23 protein-coding genes are annotated in these 25457 nt (G+C 46.9%); 9 read left to right on the top strand and 14 right to left on the bottom strand.

Annotated features, from left to right (window positions below; all coding sequences use genetic code 11):
• Positions 1–58: 58 nt before the first annotated feature.
• Positions 59–1096 (bottom strand): CobW family GTP-binding protein, encoded by a 1038-nt coding sequence (locus ACYVGR_RS32535; RefSeq protein ID WP_460964338.1) that lies wholly within the window; start codon positions 1094–1096, stop codon positions 59–61.
• A 158-nt stretch (positions 1097–1254) separates the two neighbouring features.
• On the opposite strand from ACYVGR_RS32535, the gene ACYVGR_RS32540 reads away from it, so the two are divergent.
• The 7 genes from ACYVGR_RS32540 (at position 1255) to ACYVGR_RS32570 (ending at position 8911) form a co-directional block, all read left to right on the top strand.
• Positions 1255–1875, top strand: coding sequence for an HAD family hydrolase (locus ACYVGR_RS32540; RefSeq protein WP_460964339.1), 621 nt, complete (start codon positions 1255–1257; stop codon positions 1873–1875).
• 378 nt (positions 1876–2253) lie between these two features.
• A complete protein-coding gene (locus ACYVGR_RS32545; protein WP_460964341.1) occupies positions 2254–2802 on the top strand; it encodes a hypothetical protein in 549 nt (182 codons plus the stop codon).
• Between the two features lie 365 nt (positions 2803–3167).
• A complete protein-coding gene (locus ACYVGR_RS32550; protein ID WP_460964342.1) occupies positions 3168–5405 on the top strand; it encodes a TonB-dependent receptor family protein in 2238 nt (745 codons plus the stop codon).
• A 113-nt stretch (positions 5406–5518) separates the two neighbouring features.
• Positions 5519–5650 (top strand): hypothetical protein, encoded by a 132-nt coding sequence (locus ACYVGR_RS32555; protein ID WP_460964344.1) that lies wholly within the window; start codon positions 5519–5521, stop codon positions 5648–5650.
• A gap of 107 nt (positions 5651–5757) precedes the next feature.
• Positions 5758–6999, top strand: a complete 1242-nt coding sequence (locus ACYVGR_RS32560) for a hypothetical protein (RefSeq protein WP_460964345.1) — start codon at positions 5758–5760, stop codon at positions 6997–6999.
• A gap of 141 nt (positions 7000–7140) precedes the next feature.
• On the top strand, positions 7141–7800 hold the full coding sequence (locus ACYVGR_RS32565; protein WP_460964347.1) for a YdcF family protein: 660 nt from the start codon (positions 7141–7143) through the stop codon (positions 7798–7800).
• A gap of 130 nt (positions 7801–7930) precedes the next feature.
• Positions 7931–8911 (top strand): ThuA domain-containing protein, encoded by a 981-nt coding sequence (locus ACYVGR_RS32570; protein ID WP_460964349.1) that lies wholly within the window; start codon positions 7931–7933, stop codon positions 8909–8911.
• A 14-nt stretch (positions 8912–8925) separates the two neighbouring features.
• Here ACYVGR_RS32570 and ACYVGR_RS32575 read toward each other — a convergent pair whose 3' ends face one another.
• The 4 genes from ACYVGR_RS32575 to ACYVGR_RS32590 form a co-directional block, all read right to left on the bottom strand.
• Entirely contained in the window at positions 8926–9819 is an 894-nt protein-coding gene (locus tag ACYVGR_RS32575; protein ID WP_460964351.1) for a helix-turn-helix transcriptional regulator, read from the bottom strand.
• A gap of 149 nt (positions 9820–9968) precedes the next feature.
• Positions 9969–11321, bottom strand: coding sequence for an AGE family epimerase/isomerase (locus ACYVGR_RS32580; protein ID WP_460964352.1), 1353 nt, complete (start codon positions 11319–11321; stop codon positions 9969–9971).
• 162 nt (positions 11322–11483) lie between these two features.
• A complete protein-coding gene (ychF, locus tag ACYVGR_RS32585) occupies positions 11484–12584 on the bottom strand; it encodes a redox-regulated ATPase YchF (RefSeq protein WP_460964354.1) in 1101 nt (366 codons plus the stop codon).
• Between the two features lie 240 nt (positions 12585–12824).
• Positions 12825–13151: a DUF3276 family protein gene (locus ACYVGR_RS32590; protein ID WP_182457823.1), complete on the bottom strand. Its 327-nt coding sequence runs from the start codon at positions 13149–13151 to the stop codon at positions 12825–12827.
• A 272-nt stretch (positions 13152–13423) separates the two neighbouring features.
• Here ACYVGR_RS32590 and ACYVGR_RS32595 point away from each other — a divergent pair, with 272 nt between their 5' ends.
• Both ACYVGR_RS32595 and ACYVGR_RS32600 read left to right on the top strand, forming a co-directional pair.
• Complete coding sequence (locus ACYVGR_RS32595; RefSeq protein ID WP_182457822.1) at positions 13424–13858, top strand: septal ring lytic transglycosylase RlpA family protein; 435 nt, start codon at positions 13424–13426, stop codon at positions 13856–13858.
• 172 nt (positions 13859–14030) lie between these two features.
• Positions 14031–14942, top strand: a complete 912-nt coding sequence (locus ACYVGR_RS32600) for a DUF58 domain-containing protein (RefSeq protein ID WP_460964357.1) — start codon at positions 14031–14033, stop codon at positions 14940–14942.
• Between the two features lie 96 nt (positions 14943–15038).
• Here ACYVGR_RS32600 and ACYVGR_RS32605 read toward each other — a convergent pair whose 3' ends face one another.
• The 9 genes from ACYVGR_RS32605 to ACYVGR_RS32645 form a co-directional block, all read right to left on the bottom strand.
• Complete coding sequence (locus tag ACYVGR_RS32605; protein ID WP_460964358.1) at positions 15039–16535, bottom strand: thioredoxin-like domain-containing protein; 1497 nt, start codon at positions 16533–16535, stop codon at positions 15039–15041.
• A gap of 188 nt (positions 16536–16723) precedes the next feature.
• The gene (gene pfkA / locus ACYVGR_RS32610; protein WP_460964360.1) at positions 16724–17698 is read right to left on the bottom strand and encodes a 6-phosphofructokinase; all 975 of its coding nucleotides are present in this window, start codon (positions 17696–17698) and stop codon (positions 16724–16726) included.
• A gap of 228 nt (positions 17699–17926) precedes the next feature.
• Positions 17927–18670, bottom strand: a complete 744-nt coding sequence (locus ACYVGR_RS32615) for a glycosyltransferase family 2 protein (protein ID WP_460964361.1) — start codon at positions 18668–18670, stop codon at positions 17927–17929.
• Between the two features lie 78 nt (positions 18671–18748).
• Positions 18749–20041, bottom strand: a complete 1293-nt coding sequence (locus tag ACYVGR_RS32620) for a glycosyltransferase family 4 protein (RefSeq protein ID WP_460964363.1) — start codon at positions 20039–20041, stop codon at positions 18749–18751.
• Positions 20038–21009, bottom strand: coding sequence for a hypothetical protein (locus ACYVGR_RS32625; RefSeq protein ID WP_460964365.1), 972 nt, complete (start codon positions 21007–21009; stop codon positions 20038–20040). Before ACYVGR_RS32625 ends, ACYVGR_RS32620 begins: the two co-directional genes overlap by 4 nt.
• A gap of 103 nt (positions 21010–21112) precedes the next feature.
• A complete protein-coding gene (locus tag ACYVGR_RS32630) occupies positions 21113–21919 on the bottom strand; it encodes an FkbM family methyltransferase (protein ID WP_460964367.1) in 807 nt (268 codons plus the stop codon).
• 108 nt (positions 21920–22027) lie between these two features.
• Positions 22028–23524, bottom strand: coding sequence for a lipopolysaccharide biosynthesis protein (locus tag ACYVGR_RS32635; RefSeq protein ID WP_460964369.1), 1497 nt, complete (start codon positions 23522–23524; stop codon positions 22028–22030).
• An 89-nt stretch (positions 23525–23613) separates the two neighbouring features.
• Positions 23614–24675: a pseudaminic acid synthase gene (gene pseI, locus ACYVGR_RS32640; protein ID WP_460964370.1), complete on the bottom strand. Its 1062-nt coding sequence runs from the start codon at positions 24673–24675 to the stop codon at positions 23614–23616.
• Positions 24676–24807: 132 nt separating this feature from the next.
• Positions 24808–25383, bottom strand: a complete 576-nt coding sequence (locus ACYVGR_RS32645) for a LamG domain-containing protein (protein ID WP_460964374.1) — start codon at positions 25381–25383, stop codon at positions 24808–24810.
• Positions 25384–25457 lie beyond the last annotated feature (74 nt).

The raw sequence follows: 25457 nt of genomic DNA on the forward strand, positions 1-25457 counted from the left end.
AAAGAGGCAGGTGTTATGATTTACTCTACGCTTTAAGCTACAATCAGTTTGTTAGACACTACTGGGATTCTTTAGTAAGACAGTCCTTCAAGAGCGATTCAAAACCCTCCGGTTTGAGTAATTTTCCGATAAATACAATACGGCTGACACGGGCTTCGTCCGGCAGCCAGTTTGCCCCTTCTGCTAAAGTCATTGTACTCCCTACAGATTGAAGAATCATCCGATTGGGTCGTTGGGCATCAGCGATAATGCCCTTGATACGGTAGATTCCCTGCCCTTGGTACAACAACAAGGTTGTTAACTGATTGTATAAACGGGTCAGGTTGAAGGGCTCTTCGAAACGAAAACTTAATGAAACGATAGAAGAATGAGTATGATGATGATGTTGATGGACTGGCCGAACTAATGGTCGATTTGGAATTCCCTTAGCTAAAGGCTGAAATGCATTCGTTGGACTTGGCGGCAAGGGCAGTAGCGTAGCAGGTCGGTCTGTTGCAGCCGTATCACGTTCTATACGCATCAACTCATCGACTGGATAATCCTCTTTGTGGCCCAATAGTACCTGAGCAAACGGATTCAGGCTTTGTAATGTATCCTGTAACTGAGCAAGATAGTCTAGCGATACGCGATCTGTTTTATTTAACAGGATTACATCACTGAAGGAAATCTGCTGGATTGCCTCTTCAGTGTCCCTCAATTGATCCTCAACGTGTTCGGCATCCACCAGACAAATGACTCGTTTGAGCGAAAAGGACCGTTTTACCATAGGCAGCATCAAAAAAGGAACTGCGACTCCCGATGGATCGGCAATGCCTGTTGTTTCAATAATCAACTCATCGAACTTATCACGCCGATCATCCAGCGCTTCCAGCACATTCAGTAGATCGTCGTTTAGTGAGCAGCACAGGCAACCATTGCTTAATTCCGTCACATCCACATCGGGGCGCATGACCAGTTGACCATCAATGGATTCTTCCCCAAATTCGTTTTCGATCAGAGCGAAACGAGTCTGAGACCGGTCAGACAGAATGGCGTTCAGTAGTGTGGTTTTTCCGGAACCCAGAAATCCCGTTAAGAGAGTTACGTCTTTGGGCATTGTAATAGATTTTTCGCTTCGAGTATTTCCAGGAAGTGGTTTAGCTTCTGCTAATCGACCAGGTCGGCACCCAATTGGAACTAGTTACGTTATAAAATAGCCAGGGAAGATAAATATAGCCTTGCATTCAACAACCTGTTTTTGAAAGCCATTCAACAATGAATAATTCCCAACGAAAAATCCTGCTCCTCGACGTTGGAGGAGTGTTACTTTCCGATGGCTGGGGCCATGAGTCTCGTGAGAAAGCTGCCGATGTTTTCGGTATCGACCAAACGGAAATGAGTGCGACCCATAATCTCCTTTTTAGCTTATACGAAGCCGGTAAAATTACGCTCGACGATTATCTGGACACTGTGGTATTCAATCAGCCCCGCGATTTCAGTAAAGTACAGTTTAAGGAATTTATGTTTTCCCAATCGGTGGAACTGCCCAATATGTTGAGTTGGCTGAAAGAGTGGAAGCGTCGAAGTAGTAACGTTCGTGTTATTGCCGTCAACAACGAAGGTCGTGAGTTAAATCAGCATCGTATCGAAACCTTCGGTTTGCATGACGTATTCGATGTGTTCGTCTCTTCCTGTGAAGTGGGCCTGACTAAGCCTGACCCTGCTATCTGGCGACTGGCGATGAGCATTGCCCAGGTAAAGCCGGAGCGTTGTCTTTACTTCGATGACCGACTTTTGATGGCGCAGGCGGCTAAACGACTTGGTATTCAGGCTTATCAACATCAAACCGTTCAAAGGACGCAGGCGATTCTGGAAGATTGGGCGCAGCAGAGCTAATTGTTTTTTACAGGTCAATTCCCCGTATTTCCGACTACGCGCAACCTAATAATTATGTCTACTACTATTTAACGTGAATAATGGGGGAATTTACGAATAGAATTATACTAGTTTTTGTCATCCCGACGCCAGGAGGGATGTTCGGCAAATAACCAGTTGCCGAACATCCCTCCTGGCGTCGGGATGACAAAAAACAATATTATAAATAACTGACAATCAATTAACAATTTCAGATCCCATCCATTATTCACGTTATTTAGGTATTTCTTCTTTAGAAGAATGATAAGGCTATAATTCTATATAATTTCGTTAATTATACTCATTCTAAATAATTTGGCATTATTTTTGGAATTCGCTTATCCTAAGGAGTAGTATGATATGAAAAAAGCGGTTCCTTTTGGTCTATTTGCCCTGTTGCTGTATCACATGCTGGCATACGTGTTGGCGTGTGTCAGTGTATGGTGGCAGGCAGAACAGGATTTGTCGGAACGGCTGTTAGTGTATAGGGCAACGGATAGCCTGATTGAGTTTCAGTTGCCACTGAAAAATAAACCCGATGATGCCCATGCAATAGCTCGAACGACGGAGGATGGATTCAGATATCGGGGCCATTTCTACGATGTGGTAAGTCTGGAAATCCGGAACGATACGCTTTTCATCGCCGGATTAGAGATTAAGCGCAAGCAAAAGGCGTTCTGGCAGGAAGATTTGTTATCATTCCTCAACGATCATGTCGATGGGATGGCTAATTCTCAAAAGAAAGCCAATAAATTTCTAAAATTTCTGTTGACGGAATATTCGCCAAACCCGCGAGCCGTTTTTTGTTTTCTCACGCTGGGACATGACGAAGCTGGTTGCTTGCCAACCCGGCAGATTAGCCTCTCTTCGCGTTCCCTTCCGGTTCATTCTCCCCCGCCCGAAGCCTAATTCCCTTTTTTTGTAACAGGTCAGACCGGATCAGTCCGTCAATCCAAACCCGTTTTAATTGGGTGTTGTCTTGTCGTATCCATTGGGGTAGCCCGCAGCTACGCCCCAATACCACGTGCCTGTTACAAAGAAACGATAAGCCAGCAAACAAACTAGTACTCTTCCCATTTAGATTCTATCGATTCTTTGGATTCTATCGCCTTTGACTATCAGAACAATAGGGCCAACCGCGCGGGCGGCCCGGAGAATCGATAGAATCCCCTAGAATCTAGTTTGGTAAAGTACTAGCAACCAGTTCCACTGTTCGAACTGGTGAGTCAACCAGGCTTGGAGAAATCAGCCAATATCAAGCATTTAATTAATTCATGGAAAAACGCAGTTTACATATAGATACTAGAATACCCAGATGGTTCGTCGTGGGCCTATTGAGTTCTGTTGCCTTCATTCAGTCCGTATCTGTTGCCATTGGTCAAAGTAAATCCACGAGCGACTCCTTACGTTCGCATACCCTAAACGCCGTTACCGTAAAGGGCGCCCGCTCTGTCGTTGTTGAGACACTGCCGGAAATACACGGGACCTACCTGATGGGCGGCAAACGGAGTGAAGTTATTCGGCTTTCTGAGATTGATGCCAACGTGGCCGAAAAGAATCCCCGACAGATTTTTGCCCGAATTCCTGGCGTGTTTGTTTACGACATGGATGGAACGGGTAATCAGGTCAACATTTCGACGCGTGGACTAGACCCACACCGATCCTGGGAAAATAACATTCGTCAGAATGGGGTTATCACCAACTCGGATATGTATGGCTATCCCGCCAGCCATTATTCGCCACCCATGGAAAGCATGGAACGTATTGAGTTTGTGCGGGGTATGGGCTCGCTTCAGTACGGCGCTCAATTTGGCGGTATGCTTAATTACATTACCAAAAAGGCCGACACAACACGCCGTTTTGGCTTCGAGACGATTAACTCGGTAGGGTCTTATGGCCTTCGGAGTACGTACAATGCGATTGGTGGCCGGATTGGCAAGTGGACCTACTACGCTTACTATTACCGGCGGCATTCGGATGGCTATCGCCGAAATAGCGACTCGGATTCACAGGCTCAGTTTGGTTCGTTGCAGTTTCAGGCTTCGAAAAGCGTGGGGATATCGGCAGAGTTGGGTCGTTCGACCTATACCTACCACATTCCTGGTCCACTAACCGACGCCATATTTGTCCAGGACCCACGCCAGTCGAGTCGGAGCCGTAACTATTTCAACCCGGACATCTACATTCCGTCGTTGAAGCTGAATTGGAAAATCTCGGATCGAACCAGCGTGTTGTGGACAAACTCGGCGGTGTTGGGCGCTCGAAACAGTGTTCAGCTAGATGCTTTAGCTACGGTTCTGGACACCATTAATCGGGCGACGGGGCAGTATAGAACCCGGCAAGTGGACATCGATAACTTCAATAGCTACACCACCGAAGCCCGGATACTGCATCGGTATAAATTAGGGGGTATCGGGGGCGCTTTAGCCGCAGGTGTTCAGCTCATGAGTACCGACCTGCATCGTCGTCAGCTAGGTGTGGGTACTACAGCCAGTGATTTTGATCTGACTCTCACAGCTCCGTTCAAACGCGATTTACACTTTCGAACGAAGAACTTCGCGGCTTTTGCCGAAAATCACTTCTATCTGACTGATCGCCTGACGATTTCGCCGGGTATTCGGGTTGAAAGCGGCAAAACCGAGATGCGGGGCACGATCTCGTATTACGATAATGCCACGCTGCCTCGGAATATCAGCCACCATTTTGCCTTATTGGGCATCAATGGCCAGTACAAACTATCTAATGAGGTAAAACTATACGGTGGTTGGGCGCAGGCTTATCGCCCTGTGGTTTTCAAGGACATTATTCCAGCATCGGTTTATGAGCGCATCGACAATACGCTGAAAGATGCCTATGGCTACAATGCTGAATTTGGCCTCGAAGGTCGCTGGCAGGGTTTGCATGTAAATGTAACGGTCTTCGATCTGTTGTATCGCAATCGGTTGGGTACGGTTCTGCTGACCAATCCAGATGGCGATGGTGTCAATTACATTCTTCGGACGAATATCGGCGATAGCCGGAGTACTGGCGTTGAGGCTTTGCTTGAAACCCAGCTATTTCACTCCGAAAAATTGCTTATCAGCGGCTTTACGTCAACGGCTTTCAACAACGCCCGCTATATCAGCGGTCGTGTTTCGACGGGAACGGAAAACCGGAACGTGACGGGCAATCAGGTGGAGTCCGCTCCGCGATGGACGTCTCGCAATGGCTTAACGGCTCGTTACGGAACTGCTAGTTTGACGATTCAGTACAGCTACGTGGCTCAGACGTTTTCAGATGCGCTGAATACGCCAACTCCTTCAGCCAACGGGGCGGTTGGTCCGGTTCCGGCCTATAGCTTGGTAGACTTGAATGGCACCTGGCGTATTAAACGGCTGCTCACTATCCGGGGTAGTATCAACAATTTGTTGAATCAGCAGTATTTCACCAAGCGTCCTACGTTCTATCCTGGCCCTGGTGTGTGGCCGTCCGATGGTCGGAGTGCGCAAATTACAGTTGGTCTTACTCTCTAACTGGAAGTTCAGGGTAATAACCAGCCAAGCCAACCCATTGCGGTTGGCTTGGCTGATTTTATCAATGGGTACGCAACCGATCACTCAACTAACGATACCGTTTCAGGCCACCTATGGCGTGCTCAACCCAAATCCTACTTGAGCTGATTTGTCGATTCACGGTGAATGTGGTGGATGATCTGACGATGAGCTATGATAGCAACCTGGCCAATAATGGTTACGCCCGAATTATCAGTGGGTTATAAAGGGAAATAAGTCTACCTTATAATTGATAAAATTCATATTAATCATCCTATTCGCTAATTTCGAATTACTGACTATAACAATTTAGTCATCCTAATTCGTCATTTCTATGATTCCTTCACGACCTGGCCACAGACGCGTTGCCGCCCGTCGGGTTCCCTTCATTACATCTTCTGGAGGGGCAGCCCTGCCAGCAGTGAGTGGTAGGCCACAGCAAATTGCCCAGGCGAGGGCCGCTGCGGTTGCGGCTCCTCCACGTGTTGGCGCGGAGAGACGAGTGGCAGCATTGCCGGGCAAGGTCGCTTCAAACGGTTACTGGGCCGCAAAAAAGCTCTACCAACAGGGAGATGAGACCCGAGAGATGCGGTATTGGAATCCGGGAATAGGTGGTGGGAGCACACGACGGGCCGGTTGGTATGGTCGGGATTTCATGGGCGGCTGGAGTGATGCATCAACTCCGTTGATCAGTAGTTCCGCTTTAAATACCAGCGAAGCCGGGGTTGAAATCATCTCAAGATTTGATCAACCGTCAGCACCTGTCAGTCAACTTGCTTCGGTAACAGAGCGCGAGGATCACTTTGGCGCAATAGAAGGGAGATCACGCGGTCGTGGGGTTACGAGTATGCCCGTGAGCCTTCAGGTTGAACGTTTCGGAGAAATAGCTAGCTGGTGCCAGAAGGTTGATGATCTAATTGACCTGTTCGAGAGAAATGAGCAAGATGTAACCAAGTGGCGAAACCGCCTTGGGGCATTAAGCGGGGCACAAATAGCGCTCGGGATGGTTGCCGGTGGAATCATGATTGCGGGGATTGTTGCAACTGGCGGTCTGGCGGCAATTCCAATGGCGGCTGGCGCCATCGCCATTGGGGCGTCTTCGGCCGCAGTTGGTGTAGGGGTGGGCGCTGCACGGGCAGTTGCAGAGAGGGGCCTGGAAAACGCACAACATGAAAGTGGAGTCCAACATGGCAGAGCCGCTATTGCAGGCAAGGAGTTACTAAAAGGGGGCGGGGCAATAGGTGCTAAAGAAGGGATAACCAGAGGATTAATGGAAGCTACACAGGCAGGAGCCGCCCAGGCAGTGGGCGCTACGGCTGGTGGTGGTGGTGCTGCGCTTTCCATCGTAACGGGGAGCCTGGGCGTGTACAAAGCAGCAAAAGTGGATGTAGGAGCCATCTGGGAACAAGTTAAATGGGATCAGGCATTACAAAACATAACTGAGGCCGAAGCATTTCTGGACAGGCACTCAAGAGGTTTCAACCCTGGCATGTTACTACAGATAAAAGCGAAGCTAAAAAGCACTGGAGAGAATATATTCAAAGTATCACGGAGCAAGAATCCTATGTGGAGCTAAAGCTCTGTCATTGAGCAAATAAAGGCTAATCAGTTTTAGAGCATAGACGTCTACTAACTGATTAGCCTTTTTGTGTTAGTAGGTAGATTGGTTAGTTAGCGTTTGCCCAATTAGTTTAGCGGTCAAATACGTTCATTTAGCATGACAAACCACTTACGCGACCTGGCTATCAAAATTTGGGACTATCATCATACCAACCACCAATTACGTAAAGCAGATGCCATTTTGGTGCTGTGTAGCCACGACGTACGGGTTGCTGAAAGGGCTGCCGATTTGTTTCTGGCAGACTGGGCGCCTTTATTGATATTTTCGGGTGGTTTAGGTGTCATCACCAAATCAATGTGGTCAGAGCCCGAAGCCGACTTGTTTGCCCGCATTGCGATCAATATGGGAGTTCCCGCTGATCGAATTTTGATTGAGAACCGATCAAGCAATACCGGCGAAAACGTGTTATTTACAAAGCAGCTACTGGAGCAGCACAACCTCAATCTGGAAACGTTTCTTGTTGTGCAAAAACCGTACATGGAGCGACGGAGCTTTGCGACCTTCAAAAAAGTGTGGCCCGAAAAAGAAGTGATCGTCACGTCGCCACAGGATTCGTTTGACGACTATTTAAGTACGTACACAAATCCAGAGTTAACCCCTGATGATGTTATCAGCATTATGGTTGGTGATTTGCAACGAATAAAAACATACCCCGATAAAGGCTTCCAGATTCCACAGACCATTCCCGACGATGTGTGGGATGCCTTCGAAGCTTTGGTAAAAGCAGGCTATAACCGGCATTTGCCAACAAACTAACTAAATTCGCAGTAGCAGATTCAGGTAGAAGAATCCGGTCGAGAGGGTAGATTCGACCTGGTACTTGTTTTGACGAGTATGAATCCTTTCGGTTACGCTGAGTTCTCCTAATACCATCAACCCCGTTTTTATGAAATCGCTATACGCTCTTATCGTACTGATCATTATTAGTGGCACTAATTCGCTGGCCCAGTCAACTCAAAAAGGAAAAGCTAAAGTCATCAGAACGCTCATTGTCGACGGGCAGAATAACCACGAACAATGGCCTAAAATTACGTTCATGATGAAGCGTTATCTCGAGGAAACGGGTAAGTTTTCGGTCGATGTAAAGCGGTCTTATTATACCTGGAACGGCGCTGACCTGATTGAAAAATATAAGATTCCGGGGGTTCAAAACACGGTAGCATTACCTAAAGCGAAAGCGGATTCCAGTTTCCACCCCGACTTCTCGAAGTATGATCTGGTCATCTGCAATTTTGGCTGGAATGCGGCTCCCTGGTCCGACGAGACGCAGGCCGATTTTGAAAATTTCATTAAAAAAGGGGGCGGTCTGGTTGTTGTTCACGCGGCAGATAATTCGTTTCCAATGTGGCCAGCCTACAACAAAATGATCGGCCTTGGTGGTTGGGGCGATCGTACCGAAAAAGACGGTCCTTTTGTGTATTACGACAATGAGGGAAAGTTAATTAGAGACCCGCAACCCGGACGTGCCGGATCGCATGGGGCGCAGAGCGAGTTTCTGATAACGGTTCGGGACGCGAACCACCCGATCACAAAAGGTATGCCCTTAACCTGGATGCACACAAAAGATGAGATGTATGATCGCCTACGCGGGCCTGCTGAGCATATGACTATACTGGCAACGGCTTTCTCATCCAAAGAGAACAAAGGTACCGACCGCAACGAGCCAATGCTCATGACCATTAATTACGGGAAAGGTCGGATTTTCCATACACCCCTGGGGCATGTCGATTATTCGGTCGAATGTGTTGGTTTTATTACCTGTTTACAACGGGGGGCTCAGTGGGCCGCCACTGGCAAAGTCGACATTCCAATTCCGAGCGATTTCCCAACGCCAACCGCCACCAGTAAACGGAATTTCGTTGAGTAACAACGGTTGATAAGCTATAACAATGCTGTTTTTTTTACTTGCTGGCTGTGGTAGCTCCGAATATAGTCGCCGGGCGACATGCCTGTGATTTCTTTAAATTGACGATTGAAGTTTGACAGATTAGTGTAGCCGCAACTAAAGGCGATCTGGCTAATCGTTTGTTTGGATTCACGCAAATGTCGACGGGCATGTTCGATACGAACTTCGTTGAGCAGGGTCGAAAACTTTTTGCGGGTATGCTGCCGGAAAAAGCGACAGAAAGCGCCCGGCGTTAGATTCGCGATATTCGCCACATCTTCCAGCGAGATGGGCGAATCGTAACGCTCCAGAATATAGGAAAAAACCTGTTCCAGTCGACGGTGGTCTTCGGGCCGCTGGGGTTGCTCGTAAGCCACCACCGACAATACCTCTCGAATCGGATTAGCCGCCAGCGAGTCCAGTATAGTCAACAAACTCAGAAATTGTTCGAAGGGGCGAAGACCTGGAATGGTCGTTAGCTGTTCGACCAGTGGATGCCCTTCCCAACAACGTAAGCGAACGCCATGCCTGGACTCCAGAAGTAATTGATTCAGATGGTGAGTTTCGGGTAAACTTAAGACCGTCGACTCCAATTGCTCAGGGCGAAATAGGATCGAGACTGATGTAGACCGTTGAGTTGAATCGGCCTGAAAATACGCCGGATCACTCCGTAGTACGTGCGGCAGATTGGTACCCAGCATCAGAATATCGTAAGGTGCAAATCGGTCGATTTTATCGCCTACAATCAAGGTACCTTCGCCCGCCTGGATCAGCGTTAGTTGAATTTCCGGATGAAAGTGCAGATGCCCGTAAAAATGCGCCAAATTATCCTGTTCAATGCGAAACGACCGATCATCGACAGTAGGAATTTTGAACAATAGAGGCTTCATCGGTATATTTTTTACAAATATACATGCACAAATGACTGATTTCAGTGAAAATAATACCATTTCAGCCTCGTTGTTCCGCTTGTAATATTATGATTCGTTACCCCTGGCCGAAGTATACTAAAGGCATGGATCGAGCCAATCCAACTGAATTAATGCTTTCCAGTTGACCGATCGACGCAGCTTGACAACGCCCGGTAGGTATGGTAAGCCGCTTTCCAGATATGACCTTTATTAGATGTCTTCCGTTCGGGATCTTTGTCCAGCCCTTCTTCGTACCATTCACCATACTGATGATCAATCAAGTAGGTCTGACAGTATTGCCAGAGCAGTTTGTAATTCGCAAAATACTGCATAGGATCGTTGGGGTATCGATCGGCCATCAGCAGTAAGGTATTCAACCCTTCTGCCTGCGACCACCAGTTTTTGCTGTCATCGATGATCGTCATGCCGGGTTTGTCTTTAAAATAATACCCTTGATCGTAGAATCCTCCTACCTTTTTGTCCCAACCATTGGCTAATGCGTGATCAACCATACGTTTGCCCACTTGCAAGGTTTTCGTATCGTTTTTCAAGCCCAATACGTGCGAAGCTTCCAGAATCAGGTAGGCCGTTTCTACATCATGCCCAAATGAAACATGGTCCAGGCTGCGGTGCTTCAGGACAACCGCTTCCGACGAATCGCGAAACGAAACAGGCTTCCAGTCGGGCTGTAAAAACAGGACCAGATTACCTTTGGGCGAGGTGATGACGTCGCGAACCAGGTGAAGCATTTCGCTTAGACGTTCCCGAACCAGCGGATCAGGCCACACCGTGTAGAGTTCGGTTAGGGCTTCCAGCAGGTGAATCGAACTGTTCTGATCTTTATAGCCAATACTGGCCGTAGAAGGTGTAGACGCGTCGCGTTTAAGGGGCGTACCGTCTGGCCCTAAATCCTGAAAATAGCCTTTGTGAGCAGGATCATGGCTATGCTTTTCCAGCCAGTTAAACGATTTTTTAGCCAGATTCAGCGCAGCTGTATCGTGCGACATATGGTAATAAGCGCTTAAGGCATATAATCCAAACGCATTTCCGTAAGCCACTTTGGTCGATGCATTCTTAGGATTCCCCTGCCGATCAACCAGTGTATAAAAACCGCCGTATTGTTTATCCCACATCTTATCACGCAGGAACAGGAAGCCCTGCCGTGCATTATCCTTGTAATAGGCGACATTGGGGTACCGTTCAGCCGCTTTAGCAGTCGTCCAGACGTGACGAGCCTGGGTCACAATCATTTTGTCCTGCGCCCCAGTGGGTTTGAAATCGTAAGTGAAGGTGCTCAGAAAACCACCAAACTCCTTGTCAACCGACTGCGGATACCATTTATTGAGCATTTCGGTCCGGATCGAATTTTCCATTTCGGTCGCAATGCGCTTTCGATCATCGCTCGTCTTCTGAGCCAGAGCCGATTGATGAAAGCTCATTATCAAACAAAGCAGATTAAAACTCAACAACGTGTTTTTCATGGTAAGTCCCAAGGTATAGTAGCTTAGGTTATTCTGAAAAGCCGTCTTGTTAGGCTAACCTACTTAAGCAATCAAGGAGATTTAAATTGACCTATAGTTTGTGTGAATCCGATGGGGCAACTGCTTCAATAAAAAAGGCGGACAAGATGTCCGCCTTACTTGTTAAGCGCTATGCAGGAACTCCATAATATCGCCGTCCTGCACGACGTATTCTTTTCCTTCGACCGCTAGCTTCCCGGCTTCCCGGACACCCGCTTCAGTTTTGAATTGCGAGAAATCGGGGAGTTTCATAACCTGTGCCCGAATGAATTTCTTCTCGAAATCGGAGTGGATAACCCCGGCAGCTTGAGGAGCTTTCCAGCCCTTATGAATGGTCCAGGCACGTACTTCCTTCACACCAGCCGTAAAATACGTAATCAAACCAAGCAGTTTGTAAGAGGCTTTAATCAGTTTACTCAGTCCCGATTCGGTTAGGCTATATTCGCCCAGGAATAGCTCCCGTTCTTCGGGATCTTCCATTTCGGCAATCTGCGATTCAATACCCGCGCTGATTATGATAACTTCGGCACCTTCGTCTTTCACTGCTTCCCGAAGGGCATCTGAATATTTATTACCTTCTGGTAATGAACCTTCATCCACGTTGGCCACGTAAATAACTGGCTTTATCGTGAGCAAGGAAATGTCGCCGATAGCTGCATCGCGCTCTTCAGGAGATAGCGGCACCGTACGAGCGCTTTTGCCAGCTTCTAGAGTCGTTTTGTATTGTTTCAGAATTTCCAGTTCGGCTTTCGCCTTGGCGTCGCCAACTTGAGCAGCTTTCGCAATTTTCTGAATTTTCTTGTCAACGGCTTCCAGATCTTTTAGCTGCAACTCAGCGTCAATAATTTCTTTATCTGAAATCGGGTCAACTTTCCCTTCGACGTGAACGATGTTGTCGTCTTCGAAGCAACGAATCACGTGCACAATCGCGTCGACTTCCCGGATATTGGCCAGAAATTTATTGCCCAACCCGGCGCCCTGACTAGCGCCTTTCACCAACCCAGCGATGTCTACAAACTCGATAATCGTTGGTACCACCTTTTGAGGTTTTACCAATCCTTCGAGTGTATCCAGGCGTTCATCAGGTACGGTTACTACCCCTACGTTAGGTTCTATTGTACAGAACGGATAGTTGGCTGCTTCGGCCTTTCCGCTCGAAATTGCATTAAACAACGTCGATTTACCTACGTTTGGCAAACCCACGATTCCACATTGAAGTCCCATAAATAATTTTGAATGAGTGAATGAGTGAATGAGTGAATAGCTGCTAATAGGTTATTTACTCATTCACTTATCCAAAATTCGCTCTTTGTTTTTTTGCAAAAATACAACTGCTATGTCGGACCACAAAAAAAGCCTTCGGCATTGGTGCCGAGGGCTAACTGTCGTTTGTCGTAAATAAGAAGGTAGAGTCTAGCTCATTCAGTAAACTTGTAAACCGTGATTTGTACATCAAAACTCCCTTTATTCCCATTTGAGTTCGCTAGCGAAATCATCCTGTTCATCGCGTTCGCGTTGCGTAAACTGCGCAAAATCTACATCAGGCATGAGTTCGGTTTTTACATGCTCTACCGTTTCCTGCAAGGCTTCCACAAACTTGTCGAAGTCTTCTTTATAGAGAAACATTTTATGTTTCTCATAAACAAAGCCATCGCCCTGCGGATGTCGGCGACTTTCGGTAATGGTTAGGTAGTAATCGTTGGTACGGGTCGATTTAACGTCAAAAAAATACGTTCGTTTACCCGCCCGAACTCGCCTTGAATAGATTTTCTCCCGGTCTCTTTCGTCCACAATCAGTGAGGTTTAATAGGTTCACAAACGCTAAAGTACGGGCATTCAGGAAAGAACAAAAAGAAAGCGGATAAATATATTTTGGGGTAGAATAACCCCAAAACGAAAGGCAGTTGTGGAGGGTATTCCACACTTTTTTGGCTAAATGCTTGGTAGTTAAGTTGATCTACACTATCTTTGTTTTACAGGAATTGCACTTTTTGGGGGCGGATGGTATGAGTAAATTGATCTTCATGCTATTCGTCTATTTTTTTCACGTAACCAAAAGCTGTATGAGTTTGATCATGTCTCTCATGTTGTTTTTTAGCAATATGAAACCGGCGGAGGCTCTTCCGAGCCTCATACAGAAAGGCAAAGCGTCTTTTTATTCCAAGAAGTTCAATGGTCGTAAGACCGCCTACGGTGAACGAGTTAATTCCGAAGTGCTTGCCGGTGCCCACCGTCACCTGCCGCTTAACACATTAGTCGAAGTAACAAATCTGGATAACCAACGATCAGTAATTGTACGAATCAATGATCGGGGTCCCTTTTCCAAAGGTCGTGTTATTGATTTGACTCATGCGGCTGCACATGCACTTGGCATGGTTTCTAAAGGAATCGCCAATGTATCGCTTCGGGTTGTTGGGAAGGGGAGTTCCATTGCGTTTGCTCCTTCTATATTTGATACCCCTATTGCTTACCAGCCCATGCTGGAACCCGTATTGTAACCTCCCTCTTAGGGTACATTCAACCGAACCGTTCGCCATTTCCCTGTGCAATTCCTGCCGGAAATGTCGAACGGTTCGGTTTTTGCGTTAAATTCAAAAAGCGAAAGAGTGAAAGAGTGAAAATTCTTGCGCCAGCTCTTTCGCTCTTTCACTCTTTCGCTCTTTAGAGTTCATGAAACAACCGCTTAACCTAGGCCAGGTACGTTCATTTGGCAACGTCGAATTTCTAGCCCGCCAATTGGTCGAAGGGTTCATTACTGGCCTGCATAAATCGCCATTCCACGGTTTCTCAGTGGAATTTGCTGAACACCGGCTCTATAACACGGGTGAGACTACGCGGCATATTGACTGGAAGGTATTCGGAAAGACTGAAAAACTGTTTGTCAAACGATACGAGGAAGAAACGAACCTACGGTGCCACCTATTGATCGATACGTCGTCATCGATGTATTATCCAGAAGCCAATTATGGGAAGATGACCTTTAGTGTCATGGCTGCTGCTTGTTTAGCATATATGCTACAGCGTCAGAAAGATGCCGTGAGCTTGACAACATTTGCCGATCAGATTGATTTGCAGACGCCTACCAAGTCAACGCCATCGCATGTCCATAAACTCTTTACGCAATTGGACTTGCTGATGCAGCAACCCAAACCCTTACGCCGAACGTCGGCTGCGGATGTGATTCATCAGGTTGCTGAGAAAATCAACAAACGCTCGCTGGTGGTTATTTTTAGCGATATGTTCGACAACAGCGAAAAGGCCGATGCGCTTTTTTCGGCTTTGCAACACCTGCGTCATAACCTACACGAAGTGCTTCTGTTTCACGTTACCGACAAGAAAACCGAAGAGGACTTTGCATTTGACGAACGCCCTTATGAATTCATCGATCTCGAAACGGGCGAGAAAGTTAAACTCCAGCCGGGGCAGATTCGGGAAACCTACCAACAAGCTGTAAAAACGTATTTTCAGGAGCTAAAGATGCGTTGTGGTCAATACAAAATTGATTTTATCGAAGCTGATATTGATCAGGGCTTCGACCAGATTCTGACGTCGTATCTGGTGAAACGGACGAAGATGAAGTAACGTGTTAGTATTAGAAGTGAGTAGCGAGGAGTGAGAATGGCTGGTGCTTCAATAGTTGCCTGATAGATTCTCACTCCTCGCTACTCACTTCTAATACTATTTTTTCACACTCGCTTTGGCATTCGCTGGCGCTACAGCGGCAGGTTTTTTAGCAAGCTGAGCGGCTTGTTGCCGTTTATGGAATAACATGAAATCTTCCATTTGCTCAACGGGTAATTTCCGCGCAATAATTTTCTTGTTTTTATCGAGGATGTAGATGGTTGGGGTTGTCCAAACATCGTATTGATGTCGGTAATCGGTGCGATAGCTGAAGTCGTAGCCGTTGATGGCATTGCCGAGTTTGAACTCTTTGATAAACTTCTTCCAGTCTTCAGGGCTTTGGTCGATAGCAATTGCCACAACCTCAACACCTTTTCCTTTATAGTCGTCTACAAACTTTTTCACCTTGGGCGCACTCTCGCGACAGTGACCGCAAGTTGGCGAGTAAAAGAATACAACGGTATAATCGGCTTTGATATTTTGGAAGGCAATTGGTCGACGCAAGGTATCACTCATGACGGGCGATACCAGAATTTTGCCAACCAGGTTGGGTTTCATGGTGGCCACTCGTTCACCAATACTCTTTAGTGTCGACGAATCCGACACAGTCATGATTCCCGTTTTGTAATACTTCTCGAACATATGGACAAATAGGCCATCTGTTCCCATTACTTTGGGTTGTTCGTACTGACTCGTGATGTAGTAGATGGTATAGTACTTTACTTCAGTATTCTTTCCGGCAATGGCCTTATTGACCAGAAAATCGGCTTCTTTAATTAATGAGTCGGGAGTCTGAACCGTCAGCTCTTTGATATATCGCTCAATTTTTTGTTGTAAGAATGGGGTTCGTACAAAGCGTTCGTCAGCGAAGTCGAAATCATCCCAGAAATGGTTTTTGAAATAATTAAATACCCAAACAGAATCAGGGCGACCATTTGATGCTTTAGGCGCAGGTGGTACTTCGGGCTCGGCAGTGGCTTTAAATAATTTAGCGGCAAACGTAGTTGGATTCTCTTTCAGGAACTGGACCCGATAATCATTTGCTTGCTTTTGCAGATCGCCCATCTGCTTATTGAACATAGCTTTCGAAACATCATCCGTACGAATCTTTCTCTGAATATTCAGTGCCTGAGCTTCATCGGATAGTTTGCTGAGCTGTTGCTGGTAGGCATAGAACAGTTCATTTTCTTTCGACCCCGTCACCTTCATGTCTTTAATCATGTTGGTTGTATCGGTTTCAAACGAAAATTGCTGATCGTCGGTAATTAATAGTTGGAGGTATCCTTTTTTAGGAACTACAACGAGAAATAAACCCTGGGGTAAGCTTTTCTTGCCTTCGAAAACCATATTCCCGGCGGCATCTACACGGGCTGTGTCTTTGGGAATGTACTGGGTTGAGCCAAAATAGTGAGCCAGTACACAAGTTGTATCTTTCAGACCTTTTATCTGGCCTGTAATCCGAAAACCGGCAGATGGAGTTTCAGCGGTTGATTGTGCGCTGGCAGCAGGTAGCAAAAGCACACCAAGCAGAGCAGTCAGCAGGAGGTTTTTCATGTATGGAGGTACGTATTTTCGTCGGAAAACAGAGTCAAATTTACGCTATTTGCTCATAATTGTATCGACTACAAAACGCTTGCCATACTTACTATAGTTTATGGAAAATGAATAATGTACAATGGATGATGAATAATGTATGTGTTAACCCACTATTCATCATCCGTTGTACATTATTCATTTCCAAATTATACGCTCAGGATTTTCACCATCCGCAACAAATCTTCATTAATTGGCTTCGGTAAACGAATGGTATCCCGGAAAGGGGTATAAACCAACTCATTATTAACAATACCAGCCATTACATTTTTTTCGCCACCCATCAGGCCTTCCAATGCGCCAAGACCAAGTCGACTGGCCAGAATACGGTCGTAGGCGGTTGGGATACCACCTCGTTGAATGTGGCCTAACGTTGTCACGCGCATATCTATGGCCGTTTCAACCTGCTGACGAATTTTTTCGGCAATTTCTGTCGCAATACCGGCTTCTTCTCCCTCGGCGATTACAACGATAGAGGAGGATTTTTGCCGACTCCAACCCGATTTCAATGTTTCCACAACTTCCGAAATAGGGGTTAGTACTTCGGGTACCATAACCATCTCGGCGCCACCAGCAATACCCGACTGAATGGCAATGTAACCTGAGTCGCGGCCCATTACCTCGATCAGAAAAATCCGGTCGTGTGAATCGGCAGTATCCCGAATTTTATCAATCGCTTCCAGCGCGGTGTTTACGGCCGTATCGAATCCAATGGTATGGTCGGTACCGTAAAGATCGTTATCAATTGTTCCGGGCGCCCCAACAGTTGGGATGCCGAATTCGTCATAAAAAAGGGTAGCTCCTGTGAAAGTCCCGTTACCACCAATGGCAACCAGCCCTTCGATGTCGAACTTTTTGAGTTGTTCAAAAGCCTTGGCACGGCCTTCGGGGGTCATAAATTCTTTACTGCGGGCCGATTTTAGGATGGTGCCTCCACGCTGTACGATGTTACTCACCGAGTGCGAAGACATCTGAAAAATATCGCCATTTATCATTCCGCTGTACCCCCGGCGGATACCGAATACTTCGATGCCATGATAGACCGCCCCCCGGACAACCGCCCGGATACAGGCGTTCATACCCGGCGCATCACCACCCGAGGTAAAAACAGCTATTCGTTTCATAGGTTAAATCAATTTTTTGTCGGAATTGCACAAAAAGGTCAGGTGGGTTTCATAATAAACCCCGCAAATTTATCCGCATTTCGCAATCTAAAGGCATTGTTCTGGTAATTATCCCATTGTTTTCCTCTAAATTTCATAAAATAGCTAAAATGGACATTTTAAGGGTTGATTAATTACCCAAGCGTAACGGCTACCCAATCGCTTTTTGAATTGAAGAACGCAAAATAGTCATTGTTTTTCGAAGCGCTTGGCACGTAAAAGAATCTTAATATGGTTACGTACTGTTGGCAGAAATCCGAAGTGCGTTACCAGGACTTTAAATCGATCAATCAGCGACCGGCGATGCTGCTGAACAGACAACCCGCCGATGAGGTATTTGCATAAAACAAACGGTAAGAATTCAATTTTTTTTGCCGCTTTCAGGCAACGAATTTCCCAGTCTAAATCGGCACTGAGATTATTGGTTGGGTAGTCTGGCGCAATGGCTTTCCGGGCTACAAAGGCCTGATGGCATACTTTCATGCCGAGCGCCATATCCTGCCAGGTTAGATTATGAGGTAACGTATGTGGCGTAACTACGCTGCGTAAACCAACCGGCGATCCATCTTCTTCAACAAACAAGGCATCGCTGTAATAAACATCTGCCTGGCTAGCGTTGATCCGAGTCAGTAGATTTGTCAGTGTTTGTGAGTCATTTAATTCGTCGCCCGCATTCATGAACCAGACGTACTTGCCTTTGGCCAGGTGTAGCCCTTTGTTCATGGCATCGTACAACCCCCTGTCAGGTTCCGAAATCCAGGTCGTGATATGACTCTCGTGGCGTTTAATGATGTCCAATGTTCCATCCTTCGATGCGCCGTCAATGATAATGTACTCAAAATCATTAACCTGCTGGGCCAAGACGCTCTGAATCGTGCGTTCCAGAAACCGCTCGGCGTTATACGTAATGGTGATGATGGAAATGGTTGGCATAGCTTAATGAATGAATTATTGAATGAGTGAATGATAGAATGAGGAAATATCGTGTTAGTTATTCACTCATTCTATCATTCACTCATTCAATAATTGTCTATATAGCTCAATATATTGACCGGCTACTACTTCTTCTGAAAAACGAATTTCGGCGAAGTTTCGAGCGTTTTGGCGTAAGGTTTCGGGATTTGGATGAGTCAGGACAAAGGCCATGCCATCCGCGAGTTGCTGAGCTGAACCGATGTCGGCCAGATAGCCATTTTGCCGATGGTCGATCATTTCAGGAATCCCTCCCGTGCGGAAGCCAACTACCGGCGTTCCGCAAGCCATAGCCTCGATTACGGTGTTGGGCAGATTATCTTCCAGAGAAGGCACAATCATGGCATCTGCGGCATTATAGGCGGCCACAATGTCGTCTTCGCTCGTTAATATGCCGAGATGTCGTATCGGGTAAGGAAGCTCGTTGAACAAATAAGAGCGGCCTTTGCCGAACACCAGAATTTCGGGCGCTAAATCAGGGTATTGCTGATGCAAAAGCGTAAGTGCTTCGGCAAAGTAAGTAAAGCCTTTACGTGTGTCTGTTACGTTCGCACTACCGAATAAAAGCCTTGGTCGATCAGGCTCTGGAAGATCAAGGTGATTATTGGCTTCTGCCCGTTCGACGGGGCAAAAAATGGTTTGATCGATTGCGTAGGGTATAACCGAGAATGGGAAATTTCTCAGTAACGCACTGCGTTTCGCTTCGTCGGCCAGCCAATGGCTCGGTGGGGTAAAGTACACCCTGGCGTTCCCGAAAACGCCTTTTTTGCGTTCAAAAACAGTATAGGCTAAATCGTAGTCTCCTGGCTTTTTTAGGTACGGGCATTGGTGGCAATGCATGAGAAAATGAGTACAGCCCCGCGAGTAATGGCAGCCACCCGTAAACGCCCACTGGTCGTGTAGTGTCCAGACGATAGGCTTCCCCAATTCGAATAACGATTGCAGGCCATTGAGAGACAAAAAACCAAAATTGATCCAGTGAAGATGCAGGATATCTGCCTGTTGGATAGCAGGGTGGAAGTTGAGATTAGCCCCAAACTTAGCAGGCGAAAATTGGAATCGTATCGAAACATCACGCTCCTGGGGCAAAAAATACAATCGCTCGGCCACAAACCGACCAAAGGCTGTTTGTTCGGCCAGGAAATTATTCGCCAGATAAACAACCCCAGGCTCTGGTCGGTGCGTTTCCTGTCGGTTCGACGTACCCACGAGCATGGTACTTTCGACTGGCCCAGTCCATTGCCCGACCTTCGACAACGCCCGATGCAGCCGGTTTGCTGCTACAGCCGCCCCGCCGAACAAATGATAGGTACTTAGGTGCGTAACTCTCAACGTCCCAGTAATTTATCGAACTTTTTGACGACTTCAGGCCAAAACCCTAACCCGAACACACGCCCCCAAATCCGCCGACGAGAATAGGCTTCCATTTCGCTGAAAATTGGATCTGAAGAAATGCTTTTTGCTTTCTGGGCCAGAATTAGGGCAAAACCGTGTTGCTTTAGCGTCGTCGCGAAAACCCAGCCTAAGAGAAGATTTCGTGTCGAAAGCATTGTACCGTCAGCAAAACGGTTCAGGTAGGTCATCTCACCCCAAACGGCGCTGTTCTTGAGCGAGAAGAGAACGAACTTCTTTACTAATGGCTGACTGGTGAAACTGTCCAGCAAAGCGGGCGTGATTCGGGGAGAGCCTTTCGGTAGTAATTCGGCGAGCCAGTGGCTGCCTGTTTCGTCCATGAACTGTAATACCTGGTACAATTTATCCTCGCCATCATAGATAGACGCAATGCCCGGCTCAAATTCTGCCGTCAGCACGCGTTTGGCCCGGTCGTCGCCAAGGTTACGAAACAGTCGAAGATCGGTGCCTTGCGAATCGGTTTTGAACCAGTCAACCTGTTTGATATTCAGGCTGTCGAGAGTAGATCGCAGACTACGCGTTTTGAGCTGAACCACCTTAGTAGGCTCAAACTTAGGTGCAAACGCATACTCCTGAATCAAATCGGGACGGGGGCGTAACAGACTGGAACAGTGGGGCGAAACAGTTAAATAGAAATTTGCTGTTTCGGTATCCTCCTCCGCTGACGTTGGTCCCGTGACAATATTATTGAAGGTGTACAGTTTCCGAAAATGGCTGGATTCGCTTTCGACATAGCCAAAGTCGCGGTCGTCGGCATCGAAGGCGATACAGACGGCATATTTGGCAAATGATTTCCAACGGCCATGCAATTGCCCCGAAGCCCCAATATCGACCAATACGGGCGGTTCTGACTGAAATTCAGGGCGAGAAAGGATTTTGTCGATCATTCGATTATTGGTATTCGGTTTAGGGTTTTAGGTTTACGGTAGGACGATGCATTTTGGTTGTACGCGTCTGTGTACCGTAAACCTAAAACCCTAAACCATACGCCTAGTTTCTGTATGCAAAGATATTCAATTGCAGATCCATGCTGTCGTTGCCTTTGTAACGGTGATTGACTAACGGCGCGTGGCGATACTGACTGGTGTTGATGTAATAACGGAATCCACTTTTTTCCAGCACGTTCATCACCTCGGCCAGCGTTTGCGGATGGTCAAGATAAGCGTGGAATTCAACGAACAGGTTTTTGACGTGGGCGAGCGCATCATGGCAATCGGTCAGAACAGCGGTTTCGGCTCCCTCAATGTCCATCTTGAGCATATCAATGTGCGTTTCCCGAAGAAGAACGTCACGCAGTCTGACGGACGGCACTAACTTTCGATCTGTTTGAGAAAAAATGGACGCCGAATCGGCCTGATCGCTGCCGAACCAGATGCCTTCTTCGTTCGTCCAAACGGCTTTCGTAATTACTTCAACCCCCGTGATCTGATTTTTTCGCAGATTGTCCTGCAAGGTGGCACTAATCTGCTCATCGGCTTCAAAGGCTACAATTCGGGCATTCGGGTAGTTCTGCCGGAAATAAACCACGCTTGTGCCAATGTTCGTGCCGCAGTCGAAAATGACGGGATTGGGACTTGTTGTCGAGAATTTATAAAACTCATCGACAAAAATTTCCCGATACTGCCAGACAAACGACAGTGCGTCGGGCACCCGAAACCGATAGGGTCCAAACGTTACATCAACCGCCTGATTACGCGACCGATCACCATATTGAAAAGCCAGCCATAGTAACCGACGCCCTTCTATTGAACGTAAGAGCCGAGCTGCTTCTGTGAATAAAAATCGAAAAATCCACATGGAAAGAACTGAATGATTTTGTCATGCTGACGAAGGAAGCATCTTCGCTAACAGCTATTATTTCAGTTACCGAAGATGCTTCCTTCGTCAGCATGACAAAAAATAAAATCATAAAAACCGTTTTCGTAACCCCTCTACCGTTTGGTTTATATCGGGTGATAGTTTGAGACCGATAATTGCTCCTCCAAACAATAGGCTGATTAGTGTTGATCGCCAGCCAATATCCAGTACAGTTTGCCACTTTGGGGCATCGGGAGCCGGATAGGGGATCTGGATGGCTAGCCACCAGACAACAAGTCCCAACAGAATAACCACCAGATTTCGCCAGGTAAATGGCTGCATCTTAAACGCAAAACCGACAAACAGTGTACGAGCGAGGTTATAAAGTATCGTTGCCAATGCAGCCCCAATGGCAGCCCCGTTAATACCGAAGCGTGGAATCAGAAGCAGATTGGCGGCAATGGTAATGAAAATGAGCGCGATAAAAAACAACGTGTCGTAGATGTAATAGCGCGATGTGTATAAAATAGTACCATTTACCCCCGTTGCCATATCAATGAGTTTGCCGAGCCCCAACCAGAGAATTACATAATAACCCGCCTGGTAATCTGACGGAAGGAATCGGAATACGTTAGATAAATTAGCCGCAACACCGACAAAGACCAAACAGCCCGCGATCAACTGATTCAGACAACTTTTCCGGTAAATGCTGGCAATGTTTTGTAAATCGTTACTTTTCCACGACTCAGCAATGAGTGTTCCTGAGACTTTATACAAGGTTGTGGCAGGTATGGCAATGACTGTAGCGAAGTACGATGCGGTCCCATAAATACCCGTGTCACCCAATCCTTGTTTGCTGTTAATCATCAGTTTATCGATAGTCCAGACAATCTGAGTCGATAGTGCCGATGTAAGTGTTAGACCAGCATAACGCATCATATTTCGGCGTAAGTCAGCATCGACAGAAACGAACTTACGGCTGAAAAACAAGGCTTCATCCTGAGCAACACTACTAATCATAGCTACTAGAGGAATGAAAAATGCCAGTAGCCAAACACCCAGAAATTGTGGTAACGTAACCCAGCCTAGCCAATACAAACCACCTGCGAGAAGGACTAATACACGTTGAACAAATTGTTGCAGTAATGTGCCTGTAACAGGATCGTACAGCAAACGGGCGTAGTTGTCGAAAACGGTAAAATAAACCGTAAAAAGCGTCAATGGAATGAGCAAATAGTAGTATTCGACAAATAGTGCCGAATCTTTGGCATACCACTCGATAATCCAGGGTCTTGCCAGCCAGAGAATGAGTACACATAGCCCAAAACCTACCAGCGTAGTTAACGTCGTGATTAGTAGATAGCCATTGTGTTGCCGCTCAGCGTTCCGGAAGAATGGGAAGTATTTGCCGCCTGCGCCGTTCATCCCCAGATTCGATGCCTGCGATAAGACTTGTGCTAGTGAAATTAGTAAGGTTAACAGGCCAACGACCTGCGTACCTTCGAATAAATTTGGAAACCAGAGTCCCTGTGTCAGAAAGCCAACGGCCACCCCTGCATAGGAGTAAATTGAACTCTGAATGGTTTGTCGTTTTATTATACCCATTTGCTAGAATGAGCGAATGAGTGAATGAGTGAATGAGTGAATAGCTGACACCGAATTGTCTGCCGGATGGTATTCACTCATTCACTCATTCACTCATTCGCAATTAAATTCCACGCCAGCGCTGTGCCCGCCTTAATGTCTTGTTTGGCGGTTTTGCCGATGATGTCGTCGTAGTAACGAGTGTGCAGGCCGTTGGCGGGGCGGATGCTGCGCACGGTGTCGGGTGAAAAAGTTTCTCCCGCTTTCATATCGCGCACAACGTATAGCGATCGCTTGAATTGCAGGCTCTTTTCTTCTTTGGGCGTAAGAATGTAGTTCACTTGTCCCATAGCCAGATGAGCCCGCTCGGTTTCAATAACAAGGCTTTTTAACTCATCGGGTTCCAGCGAAAAGGCCGAATCAACACCACCATCGGCCCGGCGCAGGGTAACGTGCTTTTCCAGAACAACCGCGCCTAACGCTACAGCTGCTACGGCAGCACCGATGCCCATGGTGTGGTCAGAAAGGCCAACGGGTACGTCGAACAACTCCCGCATATGCGGAATGGTATTCAGGTTGGTGCTTTCGGGTGTAGCGGGGTAGGTGCTCGTGCATTTGAGCAGAATCAGGTCCTTGCAGCCATTGGCACGCAATACTTTTACGGACTCGTCGAGATCGGCAACCGACGCTACTCCAGTGCTCATAATGACCGGCTTACCTGTTTTTGCAACTTTCTTGAGCAGGATGTGATCCGTGTTTTCGAAGGACGCGATCTTGTAGAGCGGTACATCCAGCGATTCCAGAAAATCAACCGCAGTCGTGTCGAAGGGCGAACTGAAGGCAATCATTCCCCGCTTCTGCGCGTGCTCGAAAATGGGCTTGTGCCATTCCCAGGGCGTATAGGCTTCGGCGTAAAGTTTGTATAGGTTTTTATCGGCCCAAAGCGATTTGGCATCCCGAATGTAAAACTCCTCTGACCCACCGTTGAAGGTAATTGTGTCGGGTGTGTACGTCTGAAGTTTGAGCGCGTGAGCACCGGCATCCGCTACGGCATCAACAATTTCCAGAGCCCGTTCGAGGGATTGATTGTGATTGCCCGACATTTCGGCGATAACAAACGGGCGATTAGTCGGACTAATGGTATATTGGGCAACCTGAATCGGTTGAATCATTATTTATTGGAGGTTTGCTGTTTGTCGTTTGCTATGCTCATAAATACTACTTGCATTTTTACAACGTCAGCCAGTTCACTACAAACATGCTATTGGTACTCCAAATTTATCACTTTTCCGTAAGAACGCCAATCAAGGTGTTAAGGCTAATCTACCGCCAAGGCCATATGTCAAATGGGCCGCTCCGTTAACATATACTCGTAAAGCGTTTGCCTGATAGGCGGATGGAACCGTTATTATATGTCGCACTTGTACAGCATCTGTGGCTGTTGGGATGCAGCCACATGACCAGACTGTTGGGTCATTCCAACTACCGTTTCGAAGAGATACATATGGCTGAGCCGTAATAGGATTGAGCGTAAAATCGGTTTGGCAATTTGTTGCTTGGTATAGGACCCGGACCTCCGCATCAGACAATATTCCACGATATACTCTTACGTCGTCAATTGCTCCATTAAATGCTTGGATAAGTGTGCCCTGTGTAGGTCTTATTCCGATACATACCCTTAATGGGCATGTATATGTTAATGGGCCGTTAGGGTTGATTGTGACCGTCTGAGCCCGTTCACCATTAATATAGAAAATCAATGCATTGTCAGCGCGTATAGCTGTCAAGTGAGTCCAGGTTCCAATACTAACTGATTGGGTTGTGATGATTGAGCCCGTTGTATTGTAGGAAAAGAAATTCCAGACATTACCACCATATATGGGACGGTTAGTTAACGAGGCTGTTTAAACTTTACGGAAAATCCCCAAAGCTGTGTGAATTTTGAGGTGCGAAC

The sequence above is a fragment of the Spirosoma litoris genome (assembly GCF_054776755.1).